This window comes from Novosphingobium olei, assembly GCF_012927405.1.
GTDB lineage: Bacteria > Pseudomonadota > Alphaproteobacteria > Sphingomonadales > Sphingomonadaceae > Novosphingobium > Novosphingobium olei.
In genome coordinates this window covers 1-23,132 of the sequence record NZ_JABBGM010000018.1, presented here as the reverse complement: position 1 = coordinate 23,132, position 23,132 = coordinate 1, and the positions used below count along the sequence as shown (strand labels likewise).

General features: G+C 61.5%; 19 protein-coding genes. 5 read left to right on the top strand and 14 right to left on the bottom strand.

Going from position 1 to position 23,132, the window contains the following annotated elements; all coding sequences use genetic code 11:
* Nucleotides 1-315 precede the first annotated feature (315 nt).
* Together dcm and HHL27_RS20980 are read left to right on the top strand one after the other, a co-directional pair.
* Nucleotides 316-1,554: a DNA (cytosine-5-)-methyltransferase gene (dcm, locus tag HHL27_RS20985; RefSeq protein WP_338114979.1), complete on the top strand. Its 1,239-nt coding sequence runs from the start codon at nt 316-318 to the stop codon at nt 1,552-1,554.
* Nucleotides 1,547-2,065: a very short patch repair endonuclease gene (locus tag HHL27_RS20980; RefSeq protein WP_169495347.1), complete on the top strand. Its 519-nt coding sequence runs from the start codon at nt 1,547-1,549 to the stop codon at nt 2,063-2,065. Before dcm ends, HHL27_RS20980 begins: the two co-directional genes overlap by 8 nt.
* Here HHL27_RS20980 and HHL27_RS20975 read toward each other — a convergent pair.
* The 14 genes from HHL27_RS20975 to HHL27_RS20910 all read right to left on the bottom strand — a co-directional run bounded on the left by HHL27_RS20975 (nt 2,034) and on the right by HHL27_RS20910 (nt 17,975).
* Complete coding sequence (locus tag HHL27_RS20975; protein ID WP_169495346.1) at nt 2,034-4,073, bottom strand: DNA-directed RNA polymerase subunit alpha C-terminal domain-containing protein; 2,040 nt, start codon at nt 4,071-4,073, stop codon at nt 2,034-2,036. The genes HHL27_RS20980 and HHL27_RS20975 overlap by 32 nt on opposite strands.
* Before the next feature lie 84 nt (nt 4,074-4,157).
* Nucleotides 4,158-4,568 (bottom strand): EcoRII N-terminal effector-binding domain-containing protein, encoded by a 411-nt coding sequence (locus HHL27_RS20970; protein WP_240960158.1) that lies wholly within the window; start codon nt 4,566-4,568, stop codon nt 4,158-4,160.
* 10 nt (nt 4,569-4,578) lie between these two features.
* Nucleotides 4,579-6,405, bottom strand: a complete 1,827-nt coding sequence (locus HHL27_RS20965; RefSeq protein WP_338114978.1) for a DEAD/DEAH box helicase — start codon at nt 6,403-6,405, stop codon at nt 4,579-4,581.
* The gene (locus HHL27_RS20960; RefSeq protein WP_169495344.1) at nt 6,398-7,219 is read right to left on the bottom strand and encodes an HNH endonuclease; all 822 of its coding nucleotides are present in this window, start codon (nt 7,217-7,219) and stop codon (nt 6,398-6,400) included. Before HHL27_RS20960 ends, HHL27_RS20965 begins: the two co-directional genes overlap by 8 nt.
* Nucleotide 7,220: 1 nt before the next feature.
* On the bottom strand, nt 7,221-8,852 hold the full coding sequence (locus HHL27_RS20955; RefSeq protein ID WP_169495343.1) for an ATP-binding protein: 1,632 nt from the start codon (nt 8,850-8,852) through the stop codon (nt 7,221-7,223).
* Nucleotides 8,853-8,999: 147 nt separating this feature from the next.
* Entirely contained in the window at nt 9,000-11,762 is a 2,763-nt protein-coding gene (gene mobF, locus HHL27_RS20950) for a MobF family relaxase (RefSeq protein WP_169495342.1), read from the bottom strand.
* A complete protein-coding gene (locus tag HHL27_RS20945; protein WP_169495341.1) occupies nt 11,762-13,582 on the bottom strand; it encodes a type IV secretion system DNA-binding domain-containing protein in 1,821 nt (606 codons plus the stop codon). Before HHL27_RS20945 ends, mobF begins: the two co-directional genes overlap by 1 nt.
* On the bottom strand, nt 13,579-13,950 hold the full coding sequence (locus HHL27_RS20940) for a hypothetical protein (protein WP_169495340.1): 372 nt from the start codon (nt 13,948-13,950) through the stop codon (nt 13,579-13,581). Before HHL27_RS20940 ends, HHL27_RS20945 begins: the two co-directional genes overlap by 4 nt.
* Nucleotides 13,951-14,164: 214 nt before the next feature.
* Entirely contained in the window at nt 14,165-14,662 is a 498-nt protein-coding gene (locus HHL27_RS20935; RefSeq protein ID WP_169495339.1) for a hypothetical protein, read from the bottom strand.
* Nucleotides 14,659-14,934 carry a hypothetical protein gene (locus HHL27_RS20930; protein ID WP_169495338.1) on the bottom strand — a complete coding sequence of 92 codons (276 nt, stop codon included), beginning with the start codon at nt 14,932-14,934 and terminating at the stop codon, nt 14,659-14,661. The genes HHL27_RS20935 and HHL27_RS20930 overlap by 4 nt, the downstream gene beginning before the upstream one ends.
* Nucleotides 14,931-15,179: a helix-turn-helix transcriptional regulator gene (locus HHL27_RS20925; RefSeq protein ID WP_169495337.1), complete on the bottom strand. Its 249-nt coding sequence runs from the start codon at nt 15,177-15,179 to the stop codon at nt 14,931-14,933. Before HHL27_RS20925 ends, HHL27_RS20930 begins: the two co-directional genes overlap by 4 nt.
* A gap of 92 nt (nt 15,180-15,271) precedes the next feature.
* Nucleotides 15,272-16,270 (bottom strand): hypothetical protein, encoded by a 999-nt coding sequence (locus HHL27_RS20920; protein WP_169495336.1) that lies wholly within the window; start codon nt 16,268-16,270, stop codon nt 15,272-15,274.
* A gap of 125 nt (nt 16,271-16,395) precedes the next feature.
* Nucleotides 16,396-17,724: a type II toxin-antitoxin system HipA family toxin gene (locus HHL27_RS20915; RefSeq protein ID WP_169495335.1), complete on the bottom strand. Its 1,329-nt coding sequence runs from the start codon at nt 17,722-17,724 to the stop codon at nt 16,396-16,398.
* A 2-nt stretch (nt 17,725-17,726) separates the two neighbouring features.
* Entirely contained in the window at nt 17,727-17,975 is a 249-nt protein-coding gene (locus HHL27_RS20910) for a helix-turn-helix domain-containing protein (RefSeq protein WP_169495334.1), read from the bottom strand.
* Nucleotides 17,976-18,432: 457 nt separating this feature from the next.
* On the opposite strand from HHL27_RS20910, the gene HHL27_RS20905 reads away from it, so the two are divergent.
* The 3 genes from HHL27_RS20905 to HHL27_RS22255 all read left to right on the top strand — a co-directional run.
* The gene (locus HHL27_RS20905) at nt 18,433-19,248 is read left to right on the top strand and encodes a Hachiman antiphage defense system protein HamA (protein ID WP_169495360.1); all 816 of its coding nucleotides are present in this window, start codon (nt 18,433-18,435) and stop codon (nt 19,246-19,248) included.
* A gap of 46 nt (nt 19,249-19,294) precedes the next feature.
* Nucleotides 19,295-22,354 (top strand): DEAD/DEAH box helicase, encoded by a 3,060-nt coding sequence (locus HHL27_RS20900; RefSeq protein ID WP_169495333.1) that lies wholly within the window; start codon nt 19,295-19,297, stop codon nt 22,352-22,354.
* Between the two features lie 581 nt (nt 22,355-22,935).
* Nucleotides 22,936-23,132: hypothetical protein (locus tag HHL27_RS22255; RefSeq protein ID WP_206069766.1), on the top strand; the 197-nt coding region annotated here is incomplete at its 3' end.

The window sequence follows — 23,132 nt, the reverse complement described above, 5'->3', positions numbered from 1 at the left end:
TTCCATCGGACAGCGCGATATCGATCTGCTGCACACATCGTTCCCCGCTGCTTCCTGCGGCTGGTCCGCAGCGTGTGGAGCGGCTCGACTGCATCTGCCCGCTCGCGAGACCGCCCTTGCGTTGATGGCACGGAAGCCGTGACCAGGTAGCCGAAGAGGTTGAAAGCCAGGCTGCGCCCGCCGAGCCTTCCTGTGGATAGCAGGCAACGCAAGGAACAAACAAAGAACTTATAATCTTGCCCTCTGGGTGAGTTCCTGCCACTGTGTCAAAAATCGACCCGGATCTCAGGTCGTTCCAACCGGGAGCCCCCAGGCGTGAGCAATGACAACTTCGGCAGTTTCTTCAGACGATCTGGATTGTCGCTGGAGGAAGCTGAGGCTGTTCTCGACACGTCTTCGCGCCACATCCGGCGGTATCTCTCCGGACAGTCTGCGGTTCCCCGACTGGTGGCAGAGAAGATGGAGCGCGTGGCTGCCGAGCGGACGGCATCGTTGCCGGAGAGTCGCTTCCGTTTCATCGATCTCTTCGCCGGCATTGGCGGATTGAGGATCGGATTTGAAGGCATTGGCGGCCGCTGCGTGTTTACCAGCGAGTGGGATCGATGGTCGCAGGAAACATATCGCCGGAATTTTGCAGAAGGTGACGACCACGTCATGGCGGGGGACATCCGGCCCTACGGCGCCGACCCGGCCTTGATTCCACCGTTTGATGTACTCCTGGCCGGATTTCCCTGTCAGCCATTTTCCCTTGCCGGGGTCTCCAAGAAGAATTCGTTGGGGAGGTCTCATGGTTTCGCTGACGAAAAGCAGGGAAATCTGTTTTTCGAGATCGAGCGGATCATCCGGCACCACCGTCCGGCAGCGTTTCTTCTCGAAAACGTGAAGCATCTCCAGAGGCACGATGGGGGAAGGACCTTCGAGGTAATCCGCAGGACCCTGCAGGATGAACTCGGCTATGTGATCGACTGGCGGGTCATCAGTTCCCGGCCATGGGTGCCGCAGAAGCGTGAGCGGATCTTTATCGCTGGCTTCCGGCAGGATGTAGGGTTCAGCTTCGATGGCTTTGACACCATGATCCCGCCCGAAGAGGAGTGGCCGACGCTGTTCTCGATCATGCAGTCGCACAACGAAATCGACACGAAATATACTCTCACTCCCCGGCTGTGGGAGTATCTCCAGAGCTATCGGGCCAAGCATGAGAAAGCCGGCAACGGATTCGGGTACAGCCTCTTTGGCCCCGGTGACGTGACGAGGACGCTGTCCGCCCGGTATCACAAGGATGGGTCCGAAATCCTGATCCCGCAGAAGGGCACCCGACCGAGGCGCCTCACCCCACGCGAATGTGCCCGCCTGATGGGTTTCGAATACGGATCCCGGAAATGGGAAATCCCTGAATCGGTCTCGGATACACAGGCCTATCGTCAGTTTGGCAATGCCGTGGTTGTACCCGTTGTCGAGGCGATTGCCCGGTACATGGCGCCCTCGATTGGCAGGGCCCTCGAGATTGGCAGGCACGCATCTGCACCTCCTGAGCGACTTCAGGCAGTTGGCTGACATCGTTCCGCCGGAAGTCCGCAGCAGGATGATGGCGGGCATCGGCCCTGCCAACACGAAGCCGGAAATGATTGTTCGCCGTGGCCTCCATGCCCGGGGATGGCGATACCGACTGCATGTGAAGCAACTGCCCGGAAAACCTGACCTGGTATTTTCCGCCCGGCGCGCCGTCATCATGGTCCACGGGTGCTTCTGGCACGGACACGATTGCGGCCTCTTTCGCTGGCCTTCCACCCGGGAGGAATTCTGGCGGGAGAAGATCATGGGCAATATCAACCGCGACCACAACGTGCGTGCGCTGCTGTCAGAATCGGGTTGGCGACTGTGCAATGTGTGGGAATGCACCCTGAAGGGACCATCACGAATCCCGCTCGACGACCTGCTTGAGCGTTGCTCGGACTTTCTTGCCGGCACCGCAGCATTCACCAGCATTGGCGGCGACCGGACAGTGCTGCCTGCCACACCGGCAAATCCCCGGATCAGTGAACCCTGCGAAAACCGCGAAGTCTGATCCGCAGGGGTGAAACCGGCGCCTCGGCAGCCGGATATGTCGTCGCAGACGCTCGCGGCCCCCGCTTTCTGCCGGCGGGATATCCACTGAGAATTGCCCAGAGCGCTGGAGACGCCTTCTCCACACCTTCCGGAGCGAGACCCCACAGCGCCGCGAGGTTGGCCACGAAACGATGATAACCCGACTGGGATTCTTCGTATTGGTATAATGAAGCTGCCTGGCGGAACCGCGACAGCCACCCTTCATCAATCCAGAATGGCAGCAGGCCGAACTGACCATCTACCAAGACGTCGTGAAGCTCTTCGAGCAGGATAGTCTCTTCGCGCTTGACGGAAGGCCCGAAAGTGCCGAGGCGCTGCGCAATCTGATCGAGCGTGGGGCGCTGCGCCTCGCCCAGACAGGTTCTCTCCCGGAAGATCTGCGCAGCTCTCACTGTCGGACTGAGCTGATCGAGCATCAACGCAACTACCGAACAGAATGTGTCCGCAAACGCTCCAGGTTCATCAGCATAGCATTCCGGAATGACGCGTGGCGCAAACTGCCTCCTGTAGGACTCCCGGCAGAATTGCCCGTGTATCAGGCAGGTCGTCAGAATTTCCAGGTGCTCTGATACCTCCCTGGGGACCGCTCCACGCCGCGCGGCGTCAACGAGCTCTCCCAGGTTGCTGATGCCTCGCTCCTCGAGCTGCACCCCCCGCTTCCCCAGCCTCAGATGACGCAACGGAATTGCTCCGGTCGCGGCCGGCATTCCGAGAAGTTGAGGATTGATCCGCAGCATTGACCGGTAGGCGGCCGGCACCTGGGGCTCGCCTGTGACGATCGCAAGGATGATCGGCAACTCAGGAATGAGCGCTTCCTGGTCCACATGCCATGTCGCGGCAAGGCGTTGGAGGAACTGTCCAAGGTCGATGTCTTCTGCGCCGAGAAATTCCTCGGCCGCAAGGCGCCACCAAAGCCTGAAATCCGGATGGAAGTGCACGCTCAGACCGTGATCCTCACCCCATACGAGCGCTCCTGCAAGCTGCCCGAGCAGCTTCTTCTCTTTCTGCCGGACCCTTTCACGCGAAACATGCGGGGTATGCCTCGCAGCAATTTCCTCCAGCGTATCCTGCTCATGGGGGCGGACAGTCAGCCTCGACGTCACGATGTCTCTCAGCATCGCATCGTCGAGCTGACTGGCAAAATCGCCAATGGTGGTGTGGAGCCCTGCCACAAACGATGGACCGTCGGGGTACTGCTGAGCCGGAAGCAAGGGCAATTGCATCAGGTCGCAATACCTGTCCCAGTCAATCCGGGCAGAATCAGATGCGGCAAGCAGGTGGTGCACAGCGCCGAGGGCCGCGTCCACCGATCTCCGCCCGAGACCCGGTATCGCCATGAGACGCTTGCGATCCGTCTGGACCAGTTCGCCGACCGTTGCGACGCCCGCCTTGATGAGCAGGCGGCTCTTGATGCCGATATGCAGCACGTCGATCGAGAGGCAGGCCACCTGCTCCGGGAGGACTGCAGGAACCGGGGCGACAGTTTGCCCATTCGCCTCACTGTCGCCAGGAGGTGACGGGGAAAAGCCGACAATGTGGCCTTCCGGGTCCACCCTCCCAGCCAGCTGCACAACAAGGTCGAAGAATTCGCGCAGCTTTTTCGGGCCGACTCCGGCCGGCAAGTCAACGCCGGTCCTCAGGGCGTCAACCAGTTCGCCAAGTCGATGGTACCCCACGTTCGCAAAGGCTCTTCCGGCAAGACCGAGCGAGCCCCTGTCGACCGGGTGGGTTCGGGACTCCTGATCAAGACGGTCGAATTCGGGAAGGCTCACGAACAGTCGATCGAAATTCAGGTCGTGGCACTGCCAGTAACGTGCCCAGTCCAGGCCGGCATGGGTCCAGCATCCTTCCACCAGGGAACCGAGACTTTGCAACTCCTGCCGCTCCAGGACATCATCCGGCTGTCCCGCGGCCTGGAAGCGACGAAACTGGCCAATGGTGGAGACCCCTGCGCGCCTGAGCGCCATGACCATATGTTCCTGAAGCAGGAGGCATTCCACCGGGAGGTTATCTGAACTTGCGCTCATGGACGCAAAAGGCCCGTATGCAGTTCAGAATACACGCTGCCAGCCCCTCAGCCGGATCCGCCGTGGCGCCTTGTCATCTCCGGCCGGCTCAGGGGACAGAACCCGCAATTTCAGCACCCCGCTTCGCGGCTCACCGGAGATTGTCAGGACATGACCCGGCCTTGCACCTGCGGACCGCATGAACCCTGTCATGTGCGTGATCCGGTATTCATCGCGTGTGCCGCCGACATCGTGATGTTTGTTGTTGTAGTAGATATAGCGGAACTGCCATGTGCCACCCGCATCGTCGTGACAGACGAGCCAGACGCTCGGATTCTTGATCCGGCCATCCAGCTCCGGCAGAAATCCGACCAGCTCCTTCTGGGTTTTCGGGATATGCACTCCCGCCTGGTGCCCACCCGAGGCACCGGTATCGTTGGCAGTCAGCACCTTCAAGAATGATTGTTCAGACATTTTCGGCACCAGGATTGAACGAGAGGGCACGTTTCAGATCTGCAACTTCGCGCGTGGAAATCGGCACTGCATCGTTGCCCAGGTCCCGCCGCCATTCCGAGCGATCGATCATCACGCGCTCGACGGTATCCTCGTAGAACAGACGGTAGATCCTCACAGGTTCGGTCTGGCCGCGTCGGTGGGCTCTGGCGCTCGCCTGCGCCTCGAGTGCCGGATTCCACGCCTGCGTGTAGTGGATCACGATCGTGGCTGCGGTAATATTGAGGCCTGCACCGGCTGCCTTCGGGTTCAGGACCAGGCAGCCCGGTCCGTCGAAAGCCGAGAACTCATCGACAATCTTCTGCCGCTCCTCCTGGGGCGTCGAACCGTTGATTGCCCCCCAGTAGGCATCAGGAAGTCCGCGTGCGGCCTCCCGGACAAGTTCGCCACACCTGTTGAAGATCGCGAAGACGAGAACTTTCTGTCCGGACTGGAAAGCCTCACTGAGGATGGCCACTGTCCGCTCCAGTTTCGGAGTCATGAGGGGCACTGCAGGCCGTCGCTCGATCTGCGCATCGTCATCGTCGTCAGCAGGTCCGCCACCCTGGAGCCATGGGTGCGCGCAGAAGAGCTGAAGCTGTCCGGTTGCCACCAGCGCGCCGGCGACAGGATATCGTTCCAGGGTATCTGCCAGAACCTGCGCGTACTGCCGCGAAAGCTCCGGGCCCAGTTCGAGAGGGACATCGATGTCAATCCGCTCCGGAAGGTCGCCGGCCACATCCGCGACCCGTCGGCGCAGGACAATCGGGTTGGTGAACTGAGCAAGACCTCTCGCCGATTCCTCGTCGTCCGGAAATCTCGCCTTGAAGTCCTCGCGCGAGCCGAGCAGGCGGGGTATCGCCAGGTCGACGAGAGACCACAGGTCGAGCAGCGACGTTTCGACCGGCGTGCCGGTCATGGGGACGCTCCGCTTTCTGGGAATGCTCGCGATTGCCCTGCGGCGTTGCGAATCCGGATTTTTCAGGGCCTGCGCTTCATCGCAGATCAGCCAACTCCAGCAAACACTGGCGAAGATCGCGATGTCGCTCACGAGCGTATCGTATGTCGTGATGACGATCTGGGCTTTCCGTAGCCCCGATGAAACCCCGGTCCGGTAAGGTCCCCGGTGCACCAGGACCGAGAGCTCCGGCGCGAACCTGAGAATTTCCTGCTTCCAGTTGGCGATGAGGCTGGTGGGACAGACGATCAGTGCCGGCGCATCCGGCGTGGGTTGTTCGGCCAGCAGCACGGCGATGATCTGGATAGTCTTGCCGAGCCCCATTTCGTCGGCAAGAATGAAACCTCCGGTATGCCGGCCGATGTCCAGCATCCATTGCACTCCCCGCGCCTGGTACGGGAAGAGCGTGGCATTGAGACCGGGAATACTAAAGTCGTCGGGCAGCAGTTCAGCCTCTGTCCTGGCCGGCACGAAGACACCTTCGTCGGCCTCGACAGGGATCAGTTCCAACGGCGTAGCCAGCAATGCAACAACATCGGCAAAACTGAGCTCGTCCGGATTGCGTGCCCCCAGCAGACGGTGCACGACCTTGCCAATGTCCGAGGGAAGAGGGCGTACGGTCTGGCCCTCGACAACCCAGTTATGACTGATGGATGGCGCAAGGCTGGTGATGACCCTGTCCCGGACGATCCGGCGCCCACCCAGCGCGGCAGAAAACGCTCGCCCCGATCGACCAATAATCAGGACCGGTGAGACCACACGGTCTGAGACATCGATACCGGCCGGGAGGTCCGTGATCGCAGCGGCATAGTCCTGCGGAGCAAGGAGGGGCCAGTCAGGCACTCGCAATCATCCCTGCGAGTTCCTGCGGCGACCACGGCAGCGGGCGCCTTGAATGGATTGCCCTGTGACAGTTCGGGCAGAGCGGGATCAGATCTGTCGCCGGATCGTATGGCCTTGGACTATCGCCAAGGCTCAGGGGCTGGATATGGTGAACCTCCAGGATGCTGACATCCGGACCGTAGACGGAGACAGGGTCGCATGCGCAGACGGCACAGCGCGAGCCATGGATGCGCAGACAAAGCAGCCGGTTGCGCGGGTTTCGCTCACGGCGCCTGATGACAGCTAGTTCGATCGCCCCCTCTAGGACGGGCTCATTACCTGCTCCGGCGGGCGGTTCAATTACGTCATAGCCGTAGAGTTCGGCCATTGCTGCCAGCAGGGGGGTCACAAGGTCGCGACACGTTTCTGCAAGCGCGTCGTCACCGAACCTGTCGGCTACGCCCTTCTTTTCCGCCCGGATCATGAAGTCCGCACCAGACACCTCCCAGTTCTCGAGGGTCTGATTGCCACAATGGACGTCGGCCACCCCGGCGATGGTCCTCACAAGCGCCCGCGCGAGCTGCTTTTCCTCGGCTTCAGCAGCCATGATCTGCGCGATTGTTTCGGCAGCAAAGTTTCCGAAGCCCAATCGGGCCTCGTAGCGTTTAAGGCCGGTAGGTCGCAGATGGACAATCGGACTCCTGCTACGGCCGAGATCGGCAAACCAGAGCTTCAATCCAGTTTGCGCGCCGCTTCGATCCACCTCGAGTTCGATCCCGGCACCAGTGCCTTCTTCTGTCTCCCTGCGGACAAGTTCCTGCGCAGATATCAGCATCTCAGGCCTGCCCCTCGCGGGCCATCACCTCATCGTCATCGGGCAAGGGCACCTCGCGCAGCAGTCTCTTCAGGTTGGATGAAATTTCTTCACGCATATCTTCGAAGATTGGCTCGAGCTCGGCGTTGGTGTTGTTCTGCTCAGCAATTGCAAATGCCCACATCAACAGGTCGATGCCCTCGACGGCATAGCCGCTCGCTGCAGCCCGCTTGTAGATCTTCTGGTAGAAATCGTGATACTTGTTGATCCGGACGCTCGGCACGAAGCCGGTTTCGGCGCTGCTTCGCATCGCCGGCTCCCACAGGTTTCCGCTCGTGATGTTGTCGACAGCCTCGACATACATGCTTTTCGGATTCACGTTCGTCTCAACCGGAACCCGCAGCTTTATACTGGGCCCGCGGTTGTTGTTGAGCGTGGCGACCCTCGTCGCAGGGTCGACAGATTCGACCGATGGTTTTTTCGTTGATGGCGTGTTGCCAATAGCCTTGTTTGCACTTCCATGGTCGATCCCACGCTCGACTGCTGCATCCCTTTCCCGGCGACGATAGCGGTTGCCCGCTTCCCGGTATGCAGGCTGGAGACGTCGCTTGAGCTCATCTTCAAGCGCGGGATCGAACAGGATACGCGACTTCTTCACGTCGACCTTGAAGGCATGATCGAGCTTGTGAGAGAAATCGAACTCTACCCTCAGGAGGGAGGTGTGCGGTTCAGCAGCACCGAACACGCCCAGCCAGCCGCCCTGCTGGATGACGCGTCCTTCGCGGTGGATATAGAAACCCTGACCACGGTTGGTGATACGCGCAATTTTCTTCTCTTCGGCGTCAAGGTCGCGCTGGTTGGGCAGGATCCATGCTTTCAGGCAGGCGGTCTCCACGGAGCCGTCCTCCATTTCAACCTCGAGCAATTGCTGTTCCTTGCTCAGCACCTGCTCTGCGCGCGCCGGAAAAAATGGGTTCCAGGCTGCAGCTGCGACGCCATCCACCCGAATCGTGACGTCGCGTTCGCGCGTGTCTGCAGGATCGAGAAAGCGATGATAGATCAGCGCTACATGCTCACGAAGTCGTTCGGACAGACGCCGGATCGCACTCTGTTCCTGACTGCCGCCCGGTTCGTCATATTCCTTGGACAGAAGCCGGTCACATTTTGACCAGACGACCAGCGTTCCTTTCTCACCACAGAGCTCCTCAAACCAGTCGCGCTCGTCGGCAGTGACCGGCTCACTGAGCATTCTCCATTCATTCTCCTGCTCGACGTACTCCAGATCCCACGCAAGCTTTGCCAAGGGATCGGAAGGCAGCTTTCGGGAAATTACCGTCAACCGGAGGCATACCGATGTCGAGGCCGTCTTCAGACCCAATCCGAACTTGCCCAGACTGGCAAGGTTACTTCTTGCGGGAGCACCATAGCGCATGGCTGCAAACAGCATTTCTTCATCCATGCCATCGCCATTGTCGCCGAAACATACGAACTTGCGACCATCCGGACGAAGCTCGAGAACGACATTCACTTCAGTCGCCATGGCTGCAATTGAGTTATCAATGATATCCGCTGCGGCAGTATTGAAATTGTATCCGGTATCACGCAGTCCATAGATAAGCCTCGTGGCATCTGGTTGGTTGGTCAGGTCTGCCACAACACCCCCTGTTTTTGGTAGTATACACTGTCTATTTGCCCCGGGTCAGCCCGGAGCGGTCGTTATCGCCACCGGGTCCGCCCGTGGCAATGCCCAAGACCATGGATGCCAAATAATACAGAGTTTTCGCAAGGCAGTAGTCCGTAGTCAGCCGATGCCGGCTGCAGGCATCTTGCTGGTGCCGGCTTCGATCAGATCTGGCGCCAGCGCAGTCTGCTTCTCCCCCGCCCGCTCATAAATGGCGCGAACGAGGCGCTCCTTGTCATCGGTCACCACAACCGCCTCGTTCCTGGCGCGGGACAACGCGACATAGAGCATCTTCTGGTCGACCAGGTTGGTGGAACGACTGTCGGCATGGATCATGACCCGCTCGGCGGTATGGCCCTGCGCCGCATAAGCGGTCTGCACCCATGCGTGCCGCAGGTGCGTGTCGCGGGCATTGGTCAGGTCGAGCCGCTGCTCGCGTCCGGTCGCCAGCTTCAAAATCGCCGAACCGGTGTCGCAGTCGATACCGGTCACCGTCCCGCCCAGCCCGTTGACCCGGCCCTGCTCGCGATCGTTGCGCGTGAACTGCACCCGGTCGCCGGTCCGCAATTCCATGGGCGTGGGTTCGAACACCTCGACCGTTCCCGCGCCCCATTGCCGGGGATGCCAGTCGATCGACCGGCCCCGGCCGTCGTCCAGGCCAATGCGCCCCCGCTCGGGATCGACGGCGCTGATTCTCAACGCCTCGCCTCGAGAGACAGACTTGCCCGCATAATCACGATTGAACCGGACCACGTCACCAATGGCGTAGCTCGCCGCCTCGCGGGCCTCGGCGTGGGTCAGCCCCTTGGACTCCAGCGCAGTAAAGCGGACGGCAGCTGCCGACAGCTCACCGCGCGCAGCCAGTTGCCCACGGATCAGGTTGGTCAATTTGTCGCGCCCGTCACGGGAGGGCTCGATGACCAAGGTGCGCGCCCGCTCAGTGGGCGCCATGGCGACATATTCACGAGCCATAGCGCCAAGTCGCTCATCCTGCGTAGCAGCCTCGATCACCCGGCCGCCGCCTCGTTCCAGCGCGGCAAGCGCCTTGCCGGCATGACCCTCGATCGATGCGATGACCGCTTCGCGGGTGTTGGCATTCGTCTGGCGGACGATTTCAGCGAGCCGGGTGGTCGCCATGCCGGCCTGCTGCAGTTGCGCGAAGGCAGCGCCGGCCCCCACCGAACCCAGCTGGCGAACGTCACCGACGAGCACCAGCCGCGCGCCGGCCTTGTCGGCACTGGCCATCAGCCTTGCCATGTCGTTTGCGGACAGCAGCGAAGCCTCATCGACGATCCAGACAGCATCCTTGCCCGCCATCCGCGCCTCGGGCCTCAGCAGATGGCGCGCGACGGTATCGCCGCGTCGCCCGAGCGCTTCACCCAGTACGGTTGCGGCCGAGGCCGTGGGCGCGAGTGCAGTCACGGCGAGACCCCGCCGCTCGGCCTCGCGGGCATAAGTCGCGAGGACGGTGGTGGTCTTGGCCGTCCCGGCGTAGCCCTGAACGGCGGTAACGCGGTCGCGCGAGGCGAGCAAATCAGCAGTCGAACGCTTCTGGTCGTCGGTCCAGGCAAAGCCGGAGCGCGCGGACTGCCGCGCAGCGCGCTCGACCGTCCGCGCCGCCGCAACAGGACTTGCCAGCGGCTCGGCCATATTGCGCCCCGCAGCCTCGATCCGCAGCATGGTCTGTTCGGTCTCGATCGCCTGCGGTGTGGTAAAGCCCGCATACTCGGTACCGCGACGGTCGAGGAAGATGCGAGGAACGAGCTCCCCGCGCTCCTGTGCCTCCGCAATGGCCGAGCCGATTGCGCTATGCCCGACCTCGCCGAAGGCAAAGTCGCCGGCCTCGCGTGCCAGCGTGCCTGCCGCAAACACTGCCTCGCGCTCTGCAAGCTTGGCGGAAGCAAAGGCCACCGCCTGCCGCGCCAGCATGTCCGGAGTGATGAAAGGATTGGGCTCGCTTGCACGTGCCTGCGCCTCCGTCACTAGGCGGTGCTGCGCTGATCTTTCGAACCCGGCTGCGTCGGCGGTCGCCCGCCATTGGCCGCGCAATTCACCGATGTTGACAAGCGTCTTGGGCTCGCGGGTATCGAGCGCGGCCATCTGCTTTTCGGCAGCACTTGCCGCCTCACGGCTCGTTCCGCGCTCCGCAAGCCGGATATCGATCGCGGCGGTGCGCTGGCTCAGCGCCGCGATGGCTTTATCCGGTACGCCGGCGATTTCGAACATGGCATCCTTGCCCGGCTCGATCCGGTAGCCAAGCTCCGCCACCCCATGCGCCAGCTCTTGCCGGTAGATCGCGCCGATTTCCTTCTGGAGCTGGTAGAGGGCACGCGGCTCCAGACTGCGCCAGATACCTTCCCTGTCCTGCGTGGCATTGAGCACGACCGCATGGGTGTGAAGCTGCGGGTCCTGTGCCCGGCTCGTCGCGTGGCGGAAGGTGGCAATGGCAAGGTTGCCCGTCGCCTCACGTCGGACCTCTCCGCCCTCCCGCACGCGGGTGGCCGCCATGTGTGTTTCGACATGGGCCAACGCCACTTTCACCGCCGCGGCGTGTGCAGCGATCAGCCGCTTGTCTCCCGCCACCTCGGCCATGATCGAGACCGACTTAGGCGCGGACAGGGTGATATCCCAGCCGGGACGATGCGCAGTCTTGCCGTCGCGAGCAGCATCCCCGGAATTCCTGCCATGTTGCTCCCCGGCCACCTTGCCCTCCAGAAGCTCCGCGAACTGCTCACGATCGACCTCGCCCGCCAGACCCAGCGCTGCAGCGGCCTCACCGAACCATTCGGACGGAGCGAGGCCACCTTCCGCGTAGTAGTCGTCGGCCTCGTAGTAGCTCGCCGCCTGGCCGGCGCTGGAAAGGGCCGAGACCGAGGCGACCATCACACCGGTCCCGGCTTGCTGTCGGGCTGGGCCTTGCGGGCAATCTCGCTCACCCGGCTCCACAGCGTGCCCGCCGGGTCGCCCGCGACAAAGGCAGGCTGGCGGGCAGATCCACGCGCTGCAATGTGGTCGGCGGTAAGTCCGATGCGCGCGACTGGCAGACCATCGGGCAGCAGCAGGAAGCCCTGGTGCGGGGGAAGCCGCAGCTCACTTTCGAGCACGGCAGCGCGAAACCCGCGCTGTGTGGCAATGGTTGTGCGCGGCACTTCATTGCCGATGGTCAGCGTATCGGTTGCGACGCGCATTTCGATTTCACAATCGCCGATCGTCTGGCTCGCCCACTGGCGGGTTTCGCGATCGACGGTCTGCAGGAACAACTTGGTATTGCAGCAGGCCAGCATGGCCTCGGCAATGTTCGCGCCATAGCGATTGCGCATCTGCCCCAGCGCCTGGAAGGTGAGCACGATCGCTGCGCCGAACTTGCGACCTTCGGGCAGGAGCCGCGCCAGATTCTCGACGCGCGGCAGGTCGGCGAGCTCGTCGAGCACGAACCAGATGCGCCGTTGGGGCGACGGCGAAAGACCGAGTACCGCGCTCGCCGCGCATTCGAGCCAGCAGGCCATGAGCGGCTTGGCCGCCTCGAAATAGTCCTCCTTGCGCGGCACGAAGATCCAAGGCTTCGCGCCGGGCCGCGCATCGAGCCCGGCAATGAAATCGCGAAAGGCAAAACGCGCGGTCCCGCCATCGTCGATGCGCAGGAACTGGATCAGGTTCGCTGCCTTGGCGAGCATGAACAGCACGCTTCCGGTGGCACGGTCGGCATCGTCGGCGAAGGTCCGCGCCGACGAGGTATGCCCCAGCCATTGCTTGAGCTGCTCCTTGCTCTTGACCTGCAGGGCTTCGAGCAGGGCTTCAAGGCTGCAGTTGCCTTCGGCCCAGAGCGAACGGAGCATGTTGGCAACGAGGATGCGGCTCGTCTCGAGCCAGACATCGTCGTCCTGGCTGCCGGTCTCGGAGACGAGCTGGCGGGCGATCCGGTCGGCATCGGCGGGGTGCGATATCTCGTCTAACGGGGACCAGAAGGCGCACCGGGCATCGAAGGGATTTAGGATCACGTCGCCGCGCGCAGGTCTGTAATAGTGGGCGATGAATTCGCCGCTGGTGTCATAGACCAGTGCGGCTTCGCCGCGTGCTTCGATCCGGTCGAGCAGCTGACGGAGCACCGTCGTCTTGCCGCTGCCGGTGGTGCCGAGAAACGCGAAATGCCGGGTCTCGATTCCACGCGGGATGGGCACCGGACCGATGCGCAGCGAGCGGTCGTCGGTGCGCCCGGCAAGGCGGCCTTTCAGCGCATCCGGTGCCACCACCGTCGTTCCACCAAGGATGCGGTCACCGAACGTCTCTTGCCCTTGGGTGGACATGTTTCGCCGGATCAGGACAATCGCCAGGAGTCCCATCACCAGCCCGCCGAGCGCACCCCAGACCAGGCAATTGAGCATCTGTGAGAAGGGCTCGTCGAAGGCCGGCGCAGTGGCTACCGTCCGGGCGTAAAGCTGCCTGACATGACCGCCGAGAGTGACATTCATCTGCAGGTCCTGGCCGGTCATTTCGCCGAGCTGGACGAGCAGTCGCGCGCCCAGGCATTGGAGCGCGGGCGCCATCGACTGGGGTGCCATGAACAGCTGGATACCAGCGAAGGCCCCGCACAGCGTACTACCCGCCACGAGCTGCCAGTAGAACCGGATCCGTTGCTGGAAATGGCTCATCCGCATCCGCCACAGCGAATGCGAACGGAAGGCAAAATCGTGTCGCTGGGTCATGGTTCGATCTCCATGGCGAGCGCGCGCTGGCGAACGAAGGCGGCGCGCGCTTCTGCGGCGATCACCTCGTCCGGCTTCTTCGTGCCGAGCGCTGCGTGGCGGGCATAGGCATAGGCAGCGCAGGCCGTGAACAGGGCGCGGTCGAGCACGCGTTCGACATCGGCAAGGCGCTCTGCGATCGCGGCCACCTCGACCGCAATCTCGCGGGCGTCCGCCTCGCGGGCCACCCCATCGGTGACAGCGACAAAGCCGGCATCGACGATGCGGGCGAGCATGGCATATTCACTCAGGCCACGCTGGCCCGCGAGGCCGGACAGCGTGCGATGACGTGCCGGGCTGAGCCGCACCGTCTGGGCCCGCGCGCTCATCGTCCGCCCCCCGTAGCGATGCGGATCGCCATCGCCGCAACCCGAGGAATTGCGCCATTTCCCGCGCGCAGCCTGACCGGCGATGCTATCGGCATCGCCGCAAGCCCGCGCAATTCCTCGCTGCACGCGTGCGTGGGGTGTGTACCCTTAAACCTGCCCCGATGCACAGCATCGCGGGCCCATGCATCATCCGGCATGACCTGCTTGATCGGCATCAGGCGTCTCCTTCAGGATTACCGGCGGAGCCCAGGACGTCGCGGATGATCCGCGCGACTTCGGCATCCGCTGCTGCCCGATCCGGGAACGGCCTTTGCGGCGTTGCCGGCAAAAAGGACATCGGCTGCCCGCCCATCCAATTGTCGACTTCGGTATCAACGGCGGCGCGCAAGCGGCGCAACAGTGCGACGGCCTTGCCGGGGTTGATCCGCGCCCATTCGATCTCGCGCTGGATCAGGCAGCCGATGGCGAATTCCTCGCCATCAACAGCCAGTGGCGGTCCCTCGAACTGAACATTGAAACGGTGCCCCCGGAACCGTTCAAACATGGGGCGCTGGAGATAGAGCCAGTCCAGCAGGAAGGCTCTGGATGTCGCGCCGTCTGCTCCGGGCGCCCTGAGCCGGCGGACGAAGGCATCGACCATCGGGCCCACGACCGCCTGTTGAAACCTCGCGGATTCGACGATCTCCACAATCGGATCGGGTTTGCGCGTCATGACAAACTCCGCGGACTGGAGGTGGCCGGAAACTTGCTCAGCACCGCATGGTCGATGGCGGCACGGATCCGGTTGGAGAGGTTGCGGGCATGGTCAGGATCGAGCCACAGCCGGGCGCTGCCGACCGTGAGATAGCCACCACAGCATTCGCCCTCAGGACCTGTGACCGGCCAGAACAGAAGCTCGATTTCGACCGCGTGACCGCTGATCCGCTCGATCACCGGGTGAAGCTCGACGTCCGCTCTGGGGACGGAGATGGGACCGCCCGTCATGACAGTCGCGGCCTTTTGCGCGACGGATCGTTGCGGGGCTCGCCCTGGCCGTAAGCCTGCGGCGACAGCCCCTCCATCCAGGCGCGGATATCGGCTTCGCGCCAGCGGATGTGTCCCTTGCCAATCGAGCAGGGGGGCGGGAACCGGCCCTGCCGGGTCATGCGGTAGATCGATGTCCGGCTGAGCCGAACGAGCGCGACAATGTCATGCGTCGTCAGCAGGCCGGACAAGTGATGTTGTTCCATTGATTCGTCCTCTTCATGGTCGAGAGGACTTGGGTGGGGTGCCGGCGGGCTCAGGTCATTTCAGGAAAGTGCCAGACCTGTTTCAGGAATTTTCAGGGCAGGTCTTCGAGCGGCAGCGCATGCAGGGCCGTTTCAAACTCGGGGTAATTGCCCGAGTGCATCTTGTTGATGATGCTTTCGCTTGCCGCCGGTCCTTTCAGGACTGCGCGGATGATCGGCATGGCCTTGGTGAAAGGCATTCCCCGGACATCGGGATGGCGCATCGCCTCGATGATCGCGAGGCCGCTGGTCAGGGGCCCCGTACCCTGACCGCGCTTGTGCGCCTGCTCCCGGATCCACGCGACACGCTGCTGATAGCGGACCTCGTCGACCTCATCGATCAGGGATCTTGCCGTGATCTGGGAGCGGGCAACGGCGCCGCCAAGGTCGATCCAGATGTCGCCCTGGGGGATCGGGCGAGCTGGGATCGATAACCAGTCATTGCGGTTACCGCTCACCAGCAGGATGCGCCCGTGATCGGCGATGAAGCAGGCGAGATCCTTGCCCGACAGCAGCGTCACGCCTCCTGAAAGTGAAACCGCATAAGCCTTCAGCGTTCCGTTGCCGATCTGCCTGCGAAACTCCTCCAGCGCCTGGATATTGCGCTTGAAAGCAGCGTTTCCGGTGAGTGCAGCAAGCTCTGCCCTGGTCCTCTCGCGCCGGTTCCAGAGGCAGCCGCGCCAGTACTCAATCCAGGGCCTGCCTGCGACCGTTGCCGTTCCGAACGCAAGAAGAGCGATCAACAGGGAAGCAATCTGGCTGATTGGCAGGACGACGCTTGCCATGATAGCGGCGATCGCCATCAACGCCAGCAAGGTCCACCATGGATCGCGCGGTGGCACGCGCGCCGTGGTCGGCGCATTGCAGATGGCGTGAACAGCCTCAGGACCAAACAGCTCCTCGACAGTCTCGCCGGCGGGTCGCTTGCAGAATATGGCCAGAGCCTCGCCAACCGGCTTCGCGGCAACGGGAAGTGTCACTGGGCTGGCGACCGACATGCCCCAGATATCAGGAATTTGGGGGATCGGTACAAGCACGCGATCTTCTTCCATTCGATCCGCCGATGACTGCCTTGCGATTGCACAACTGCTGGGTTCTGGCGGGATGCCGGCCGGGCGCTGTTCCCCAGTGGCAAACAGGACCGTCTCTCAAAGGGTGGACAGCTTGTCGCCAACTTTCACAGGTCATCCAGCGCGCTGGCAAGATGCGGCAAGCGCCGGTCAATGGCCGCGGCGATGCTCTCATGAACCTCGCCCGCAAAGTCGGCCGGCATTGCCGAGCGGGCTGCGGTGGCAGCGCTGGCCGCCCGGTCGAGCAGTTCCGTTATCGCCCGGCGCATGGCCATCGCCCCGAGGCCTGCCGCCTTTCCGGTCTGGACAAAATGGCGGCCCATGACTTCGGACAACCGGTAGTGTCGGCTGGTACCCGCCGACATCGCCAGGCGAAACCTGTTGGGAGCGATGTGGCCCCTGTCGACCGCCGGCTGGGCCGACAGCACATCGTAGAATGGTGTAAGGCCGTAGCGGCCGCCGGGGCTCAAGAAGATGCTGAAGTTCTTTGCGTGGCCGTCTGTCGCGCCGATCAGCCAGAACAGGATCTGGCTCTTGAAAAACGCGACCTGATCGGCCTGCGGATCATCCGCCCCTTTCAGCAGGCCGAGGATGTCGCGCATGCCGGGGCCGCCGTCGCTCTGGTACTTGCGCGTCGGCGGGACACCAAGTGCCTGGCAGCAATCCTCCTGGGGCAGCCGGAGGATTTGACCGGCATTGCGCCAGCGCCGGTCAAAGCGCTCGACGACCAGCACCCGGCGGGCGCCGAAGGTCACAATCTCGGTCTGCGCGACCTGAAGGCCAAAGGCCTGCATGAGCTTCATGCAGTAATGTTCGTTGTCCACGCTGTCCGACATGTCGATCATGCCATCCGCGCTGGGTATCTGGCCCAGTTGCGGTTTGAGGATATGCGTCGTGGGCGTGGTGCCGACCGGGCGGAACCATTGCCCGTCCATGCGCAACAGCGCCGTCTTTTCCTGTGCGCCTGCAACCGAAATCCGGAACTCCTGTTCACGGTCCAGGCCAAGCGGCGCCTGCGCGAGGTCGGCGAGTATCGCCTCGATCCGGGCATCGCTGACATGCTCGCCCCTGACGGCAGCTTCATCCGGATCGGTGTCGCGTTCGGGCAGGAACTGCATGGCGCCGACGCAGTCGCGCCCGATCGCCTCCAGCAGGCTGTAGAAGTCTGTGCCCTGCGCGCCCATGCGCTCGGCCACACGGCGGCGCACGGTGTCCCTGTCGGGCAGGAGGTTATCGAACACGGCGGCAACTTCCGCACCGCGATAGGCCGCCGGGGTCAGAGGCAAGGACAGGGAGACGGCGAAGCGGTGCTCCCAGCCCAGCCACTCTTCGCCATACTGAAAACTGATCGCGCCAGTGGATGCCTTTTCAAGGCGACCCACCCGGCGGCCATTGATCAGGACATCGAGCGGCTGGTGGGTCTTCCTGCGCGCCATGGTCAGAAGATATCCTCAATGGACTTTCCGCCCCGCTCGCGCGTCACGATCTGCATGTCGAGACCAAGACTGGCGATCACGCTGAGCAGCGTGTCCAGCTTTGTTCCTTCCCGGCCATTCTCGATGGCCGATATGGTTTTCTGCTGCGTGCCGGCAAGGCTCGCCAGCTCTGACTGGGTCATGCCCTGCCGCAGGCGCTCGCTCTGGACAATCGCACCCAGCTGGCTTGGTAGTCTGACAATCTGCTGCATGGCTGCCTCCACGCATCAGCCTATACCCTGCAAGGTATTAAACTGCAATACACCCTATAAGGATTAAATCTCCCATATGCCCTCCAAGGGATGGGCTGTGAATGGGGCGTTTTTGCTTTGGAACCCGCTTGCCGTTCGAAGAAACCCCCTTCCAAGCATCGAGCCAATCGACAGCTTACGACCAGAGTCAGTCGTTCGCCTGCTGAGTTTTGAAAGGCCGCTTCTGCTGGAACCTGCCACCAGCGTGGCACGAAGCCGCGCATCCGCATCAATGCTTCGCGCGATTGGACGGCGTCCGCTGACGTGAGAATATCCCGATATAACCCTTGAATTTCCACGCAATTCTATGATCGTTTTCTTTGTGGCGGTTTTTCGATTCATTACATCGTAGTCAGCCACGGCGCCGCTGTATAACGTCTGGCCGGGACACGGCATTTAGATTTGAGGTTTGAAGGAAGTGGCTGCGCCGCCGCACATAGGTTGGATCAAGGATACGGGTGAACGTCGACAGACGGCATGCGGGCAAGAAATCCAAATTTGGGAACTCGATCCCGTTGACGACCAGGCCGTTCTCTCGGCGTGGGCGGCACATTTCCGACATCATTACTGCGCTGACGCTGATCTTCCGGCACTCGTGGACGGCACCGGCAAAAGCAAAGCCGAGTTTCTCAACACGATATTGTTCCCCGACGCGAAGGTGGCACCCGGCCCGAGCCTTCGGTCAGGTGACTTTGGTGAGATACTGGTCGCCGACTTTATCGAGTTCATATTGGGATATTGGTGCCCTCGGGAGCTTCGGTATCAGGATCGCTGGAATCGACAGGACTCCACCAAGGGCTGCGACATCGTCGGCTTCAAGTATGCGAATAACCAAGGCGAAAGCGCGAACGACGAGCTTTACGTCTTCGAATCAAAGTCCGGCCTGTCAGCGACAAAAAGCAATCGGCTTCAAGACGCGGTCACGGACTCGATGAAGGACCACCTTCGCGAAGCCATGACGCTGAATGCGATGAAGCAGCGCCTTCTGGTGCGCGGGGAGACCGCGCAGGTCGAGGCCGTCCAGCGATTCCAGAACGAAGCCGAGCGGCCGTTCCGTCGCATCAACGGGGCAGCCGCAGTGTTGGACATCAATGTCTTCGCGACAACGAAGCTGGAGGAAACCGACGCGACCGGGCACAAAAACGCAGCAAACCTGCGACTGCTCGTCATCAAGGGACCCTCCCTGATGCAACTTGTCCAAGCCCTTTACGAAAGAGCGGCTAATGAAGCCTAGAGCAACCGCGACCAGAGTACTTTCCACAACGCGGGCGCGGGCAAAAATGCACGAGTTCCGCGTCGCCCCGGAGGATTTCATTGAGTTATACCGGGACCCATCGACGCTATTCGATCTGGCAGTGGGCATCCTCGGTGACGTGGCCGCCGTCACCGCCGATCAGTTTCGCGAAGCCGACGGCGTTGAAGGGTTCAATCCGGATGTCGAGCCTGTGTGCTGGGACGGCGAAGAGCTTTCCGTATCGGAAGGCCTTCGCTTCGCTTCAACGTTCTTCGACGCCTACCTGAATGCCAAGCTCGACGAGACAATTTCGGTGGAGTTCTCGCTGCTTTGCGCAAGCGCCTATTACCTCAACAACAGCATCGGCAACGCGACTGTCATCGTCAAAAAAATGGAACCGCCGCCCCCCAATTTTGCCTCCGGACTGGCCCGACTAGTCTATCAGATTTTGCTTAACGACTTTTCGCCGATCCATGCGGGCTCCGATCGGGTGAATACAGTCCTCGCCGGCATGAACGGTTTCATGACTTTCGCATCTGGCGTGCCTGAGGTGTCCGCCGCTTGCGGCACTCTCCGGGAAGTCGCTTATCAGAACGGCTCGCCCCGCGAGCTGCTCTACGCGGATTTGACAGCCGCAGTCTGTGCAACCAAGCTCCGAAACGCATCACGCATGATCCTGCCTGCAGCGTCGGGGCTTGATGCTGCCGCGTGGCAACCTGCGCTCGAAAAATCTCATTTCCCCATTGAACTTTGGCCTGCCCAACAACGAATTGCCGCTAAAGGCCTACTGCGAGGCCGCTCCGCCGTCATTCAAATGCCCACGAGCGCCGGTAAAACCCGAGCGACAGAACTAATAATCCGCTCGGCCTTTTTATCTCAGCGGGCGTCCTTGGCCGTGATCGTCGCCCCCTATCGCTCCCTCTGTCACGACATAAGAAGCGATCTTGTCACGGCATTTGCCGGTGAACACATCCGTCTGGACGAGGCTTCGGACTCTTTTCAATTCGATGTCCAGCTAGAGCAAATTCTTGCGGTGAACACGGTGCTGATCGTGACGCCAGAGAAGCTGCTTTACATGCTGCGCCGCGCGCCGGAGCTGGTTGATCGCATCGGGCTCGTCATCTACGACGAGGGCCATCAATTTGATGGTCTCTCTCGCGGGCCGACGTATGAGCTTCTCCTCACGTCCCTGAAATTGACCCTGCCGGAAGCGACGCAGGTCATTCTGATTTCCGCGGTGATCGGGAACGCCAACGCCGTCGCGGAATGGCTGGTTGGAGATTCGGAAGCCGTAATTGACGGCGTCGGGCTTCTCCCTACGTCGAAAAGCATAGCTTTTGCGAGCTGGCAGGATGCCAGAGGGCGACTCGAATATGTGAGCCCGACTAATCCCGAAGAAAGCGAATTCTGGGTTCCTCGCATCATCGACGACTTCCCCCTGAACCTTCGCGGGAAAGAGAAAAAGGTCCGACGATTTCCGGAAAAATCGAAGGGCGGCGAAGTAGGTTTGTTTCTCGGGCTCTACGTCGTCGGCAACGGGAGCGTCGCGATCTTCTGTGGCAAGAAAGATAGCGTGACGACCGTCTGTCGGCGTGCCGTCGACATCTTCGAGCGTGGCGCAAATTTGCCGAAGCCCGTCGATGTGTCGGATGCGATGGAGGTCGAAAAACTCAGAAGTCTGTCCGAAGCACATTTAGGACCCGATGCGGTGGCGACTAAAGCGGCGCTTCTCGGGATATTCGCCCATCATGCGGACACGCCCCAAGGCCTCAGGCTGTCGATCGAGCATGCCATGAAGGTCGGTTTGGCCAAATTTGTGGTCTGCACCTCCACGCTCGCGCAGGGCGTCAATTTCCCTCTCAAGTACCTGATTGTCACGTCCACGCGCCAAAGTGCGGAGAGCATCATGGTGCGTGACTTCCAAAACCTGATGGGTCGGGCAGGCCGCGCTGGAATGCACACCGAGGGAAGTGTGATCTTTGCAACTCCGTCGATATTCGACCAGCGCGACGACTATAGAAACCGGTGGCGCTGGAATGAGGCAAAGAAGCTGCTGGACGCCTCCAAGTCAGAGCCGACGAAGAGCAGCATCCTCAACCTGTTCGACGATTACGTGCAGCGGCAGAAAGACGCGCCGCCGGTAGTCCAACCAATTCAGCCTCAATGGCTCGACCTAGCTTTCGCGGATCAGGCCCGGATTGAGACGGTGGTGCAGGAAGCGCTGAATATACAGCCAAACATCAGCGCAGAAGAGTTTCGAAAATTCATCGAACGTCGGGCACGGGCCATCCAGGCCATTGCAGCATTTCTCGTCGCGAATATGACCTTTCTGGAAGGGGAGGGTCAGGATCGTGTTTCCGACCTCGCCTCCCACACGCTGGCCTATCATCTGGCACCCGAGGAGGTTCGCCCTGCTTTAGTTGATGTTTTCCAGATGATCGCTGCCGCCATAGCTGCGAACACCGACGGCGACCAGCGGGCCGTGATACGGAAGTCGCCGCTACCGCCAGCGATCATCGCCGAGCTACAAGCGTGGCTTGTCGAGAATGCAGCGGAGCTTCGCGCTGCAATCGAAGCCGACCAGTTACTGCAAGTGTCGGGCGAGAAGATCATATCCTGGAACTCGGCCCCCTCCATCCGATCGTTGTCCGACGATGGCTTTTTGCCCGAGGCACTGGCGGACTGGGTCGCCGGCCGCCCCTTCCACCAAATCCATGCGAAGATGGCAGCACTGGGCATCCGGGTCAGCGGCGATCATGCAACCGTCGAGGATGCTGTCGCCCTCTGCGAGGGGGCCTTTGCCTATGACTTGGCGATGATCACCGCCTCCATCGCCGACCTCGCTGAGCAGATGGACGAAACCCTCTTCAACGGCTTCTCTAGGCTCCAGAAGCAAATCAAACACGGGCACAGCGATCCAGCCGCTATCGCTTTCATGGAGTCGGGTTTTGCCGACCGCGTGGTGGCAAACTTCCTGTCGTTTTTGTGGAGTAATGTGCGTGACCGAGACGGGGTGCGCACAGCCTGTCGGCATGAGGCAATGCTTCCGGCATTGGCGGCGTATCCATCGTATTTCTCATCGGTTGCGACCGAGCTTGCTGCATAGGGTTTATGGCCTGCCATCCCGTAAAGCTGCATCTCAATTGCGCCGGACTGTATACGCCAAAACGTATTCAAGCTTGGCTGGGTCGGATGAGCAGACGAATGACAGCTTCATAGGGCTAGCACGCCGTTGGCGGGCAAGTCCGCATCCGGCCAAAATTCAGCCTCCGCTCGATCGGCCTGTAACAATGTCCGGTCTTGCGATCTGCCGATCCGTTCGCCGTCAATCTGCTACCCGCCCAACTGCCATCGTCGGCGAACCCATATTCGCTGGTCAGAAATGACCGGTATCAGCGGAACCGGTCATTCCATAGCAGGGTAGCGATTGGCGGCTCTGTCCCAAGCCCGGTAGCTAGATCCCTTAGCCGGGATTTGACATGCCGCTATCGCTTCTATGTCGACCAACTGTTGGACTTCAGACCAGGTCCGGACGAGTGGACCCGAAATTTGCATGAAATTCGAGCTTGCCCGCATCTAGTCATCCTCAAGAATCTTGCTCTCCCCAGAACCTCCATGCTACAAAGTGAATGTGTCTGAAACTACGCCCAAAGACCCAAATCTTCTTACCACAGCAGACTTGGGGGCATGGTAAGTGGCATTTCAATCTTCGAAATGGATATCTTCCAAACATATCAAATGCTTGGAATTTACTTTACCAGCCTCTTCTGGCACCATTTCTTCTTCAAATCAGCGAGTTACCCGCATTTGAGGCAGCCTTCGGGCGGCCTTGCGGTTGACGTTCCGGCGCGCTCGTTTCATCTGCAACCGGCGCGTCCAGCCAC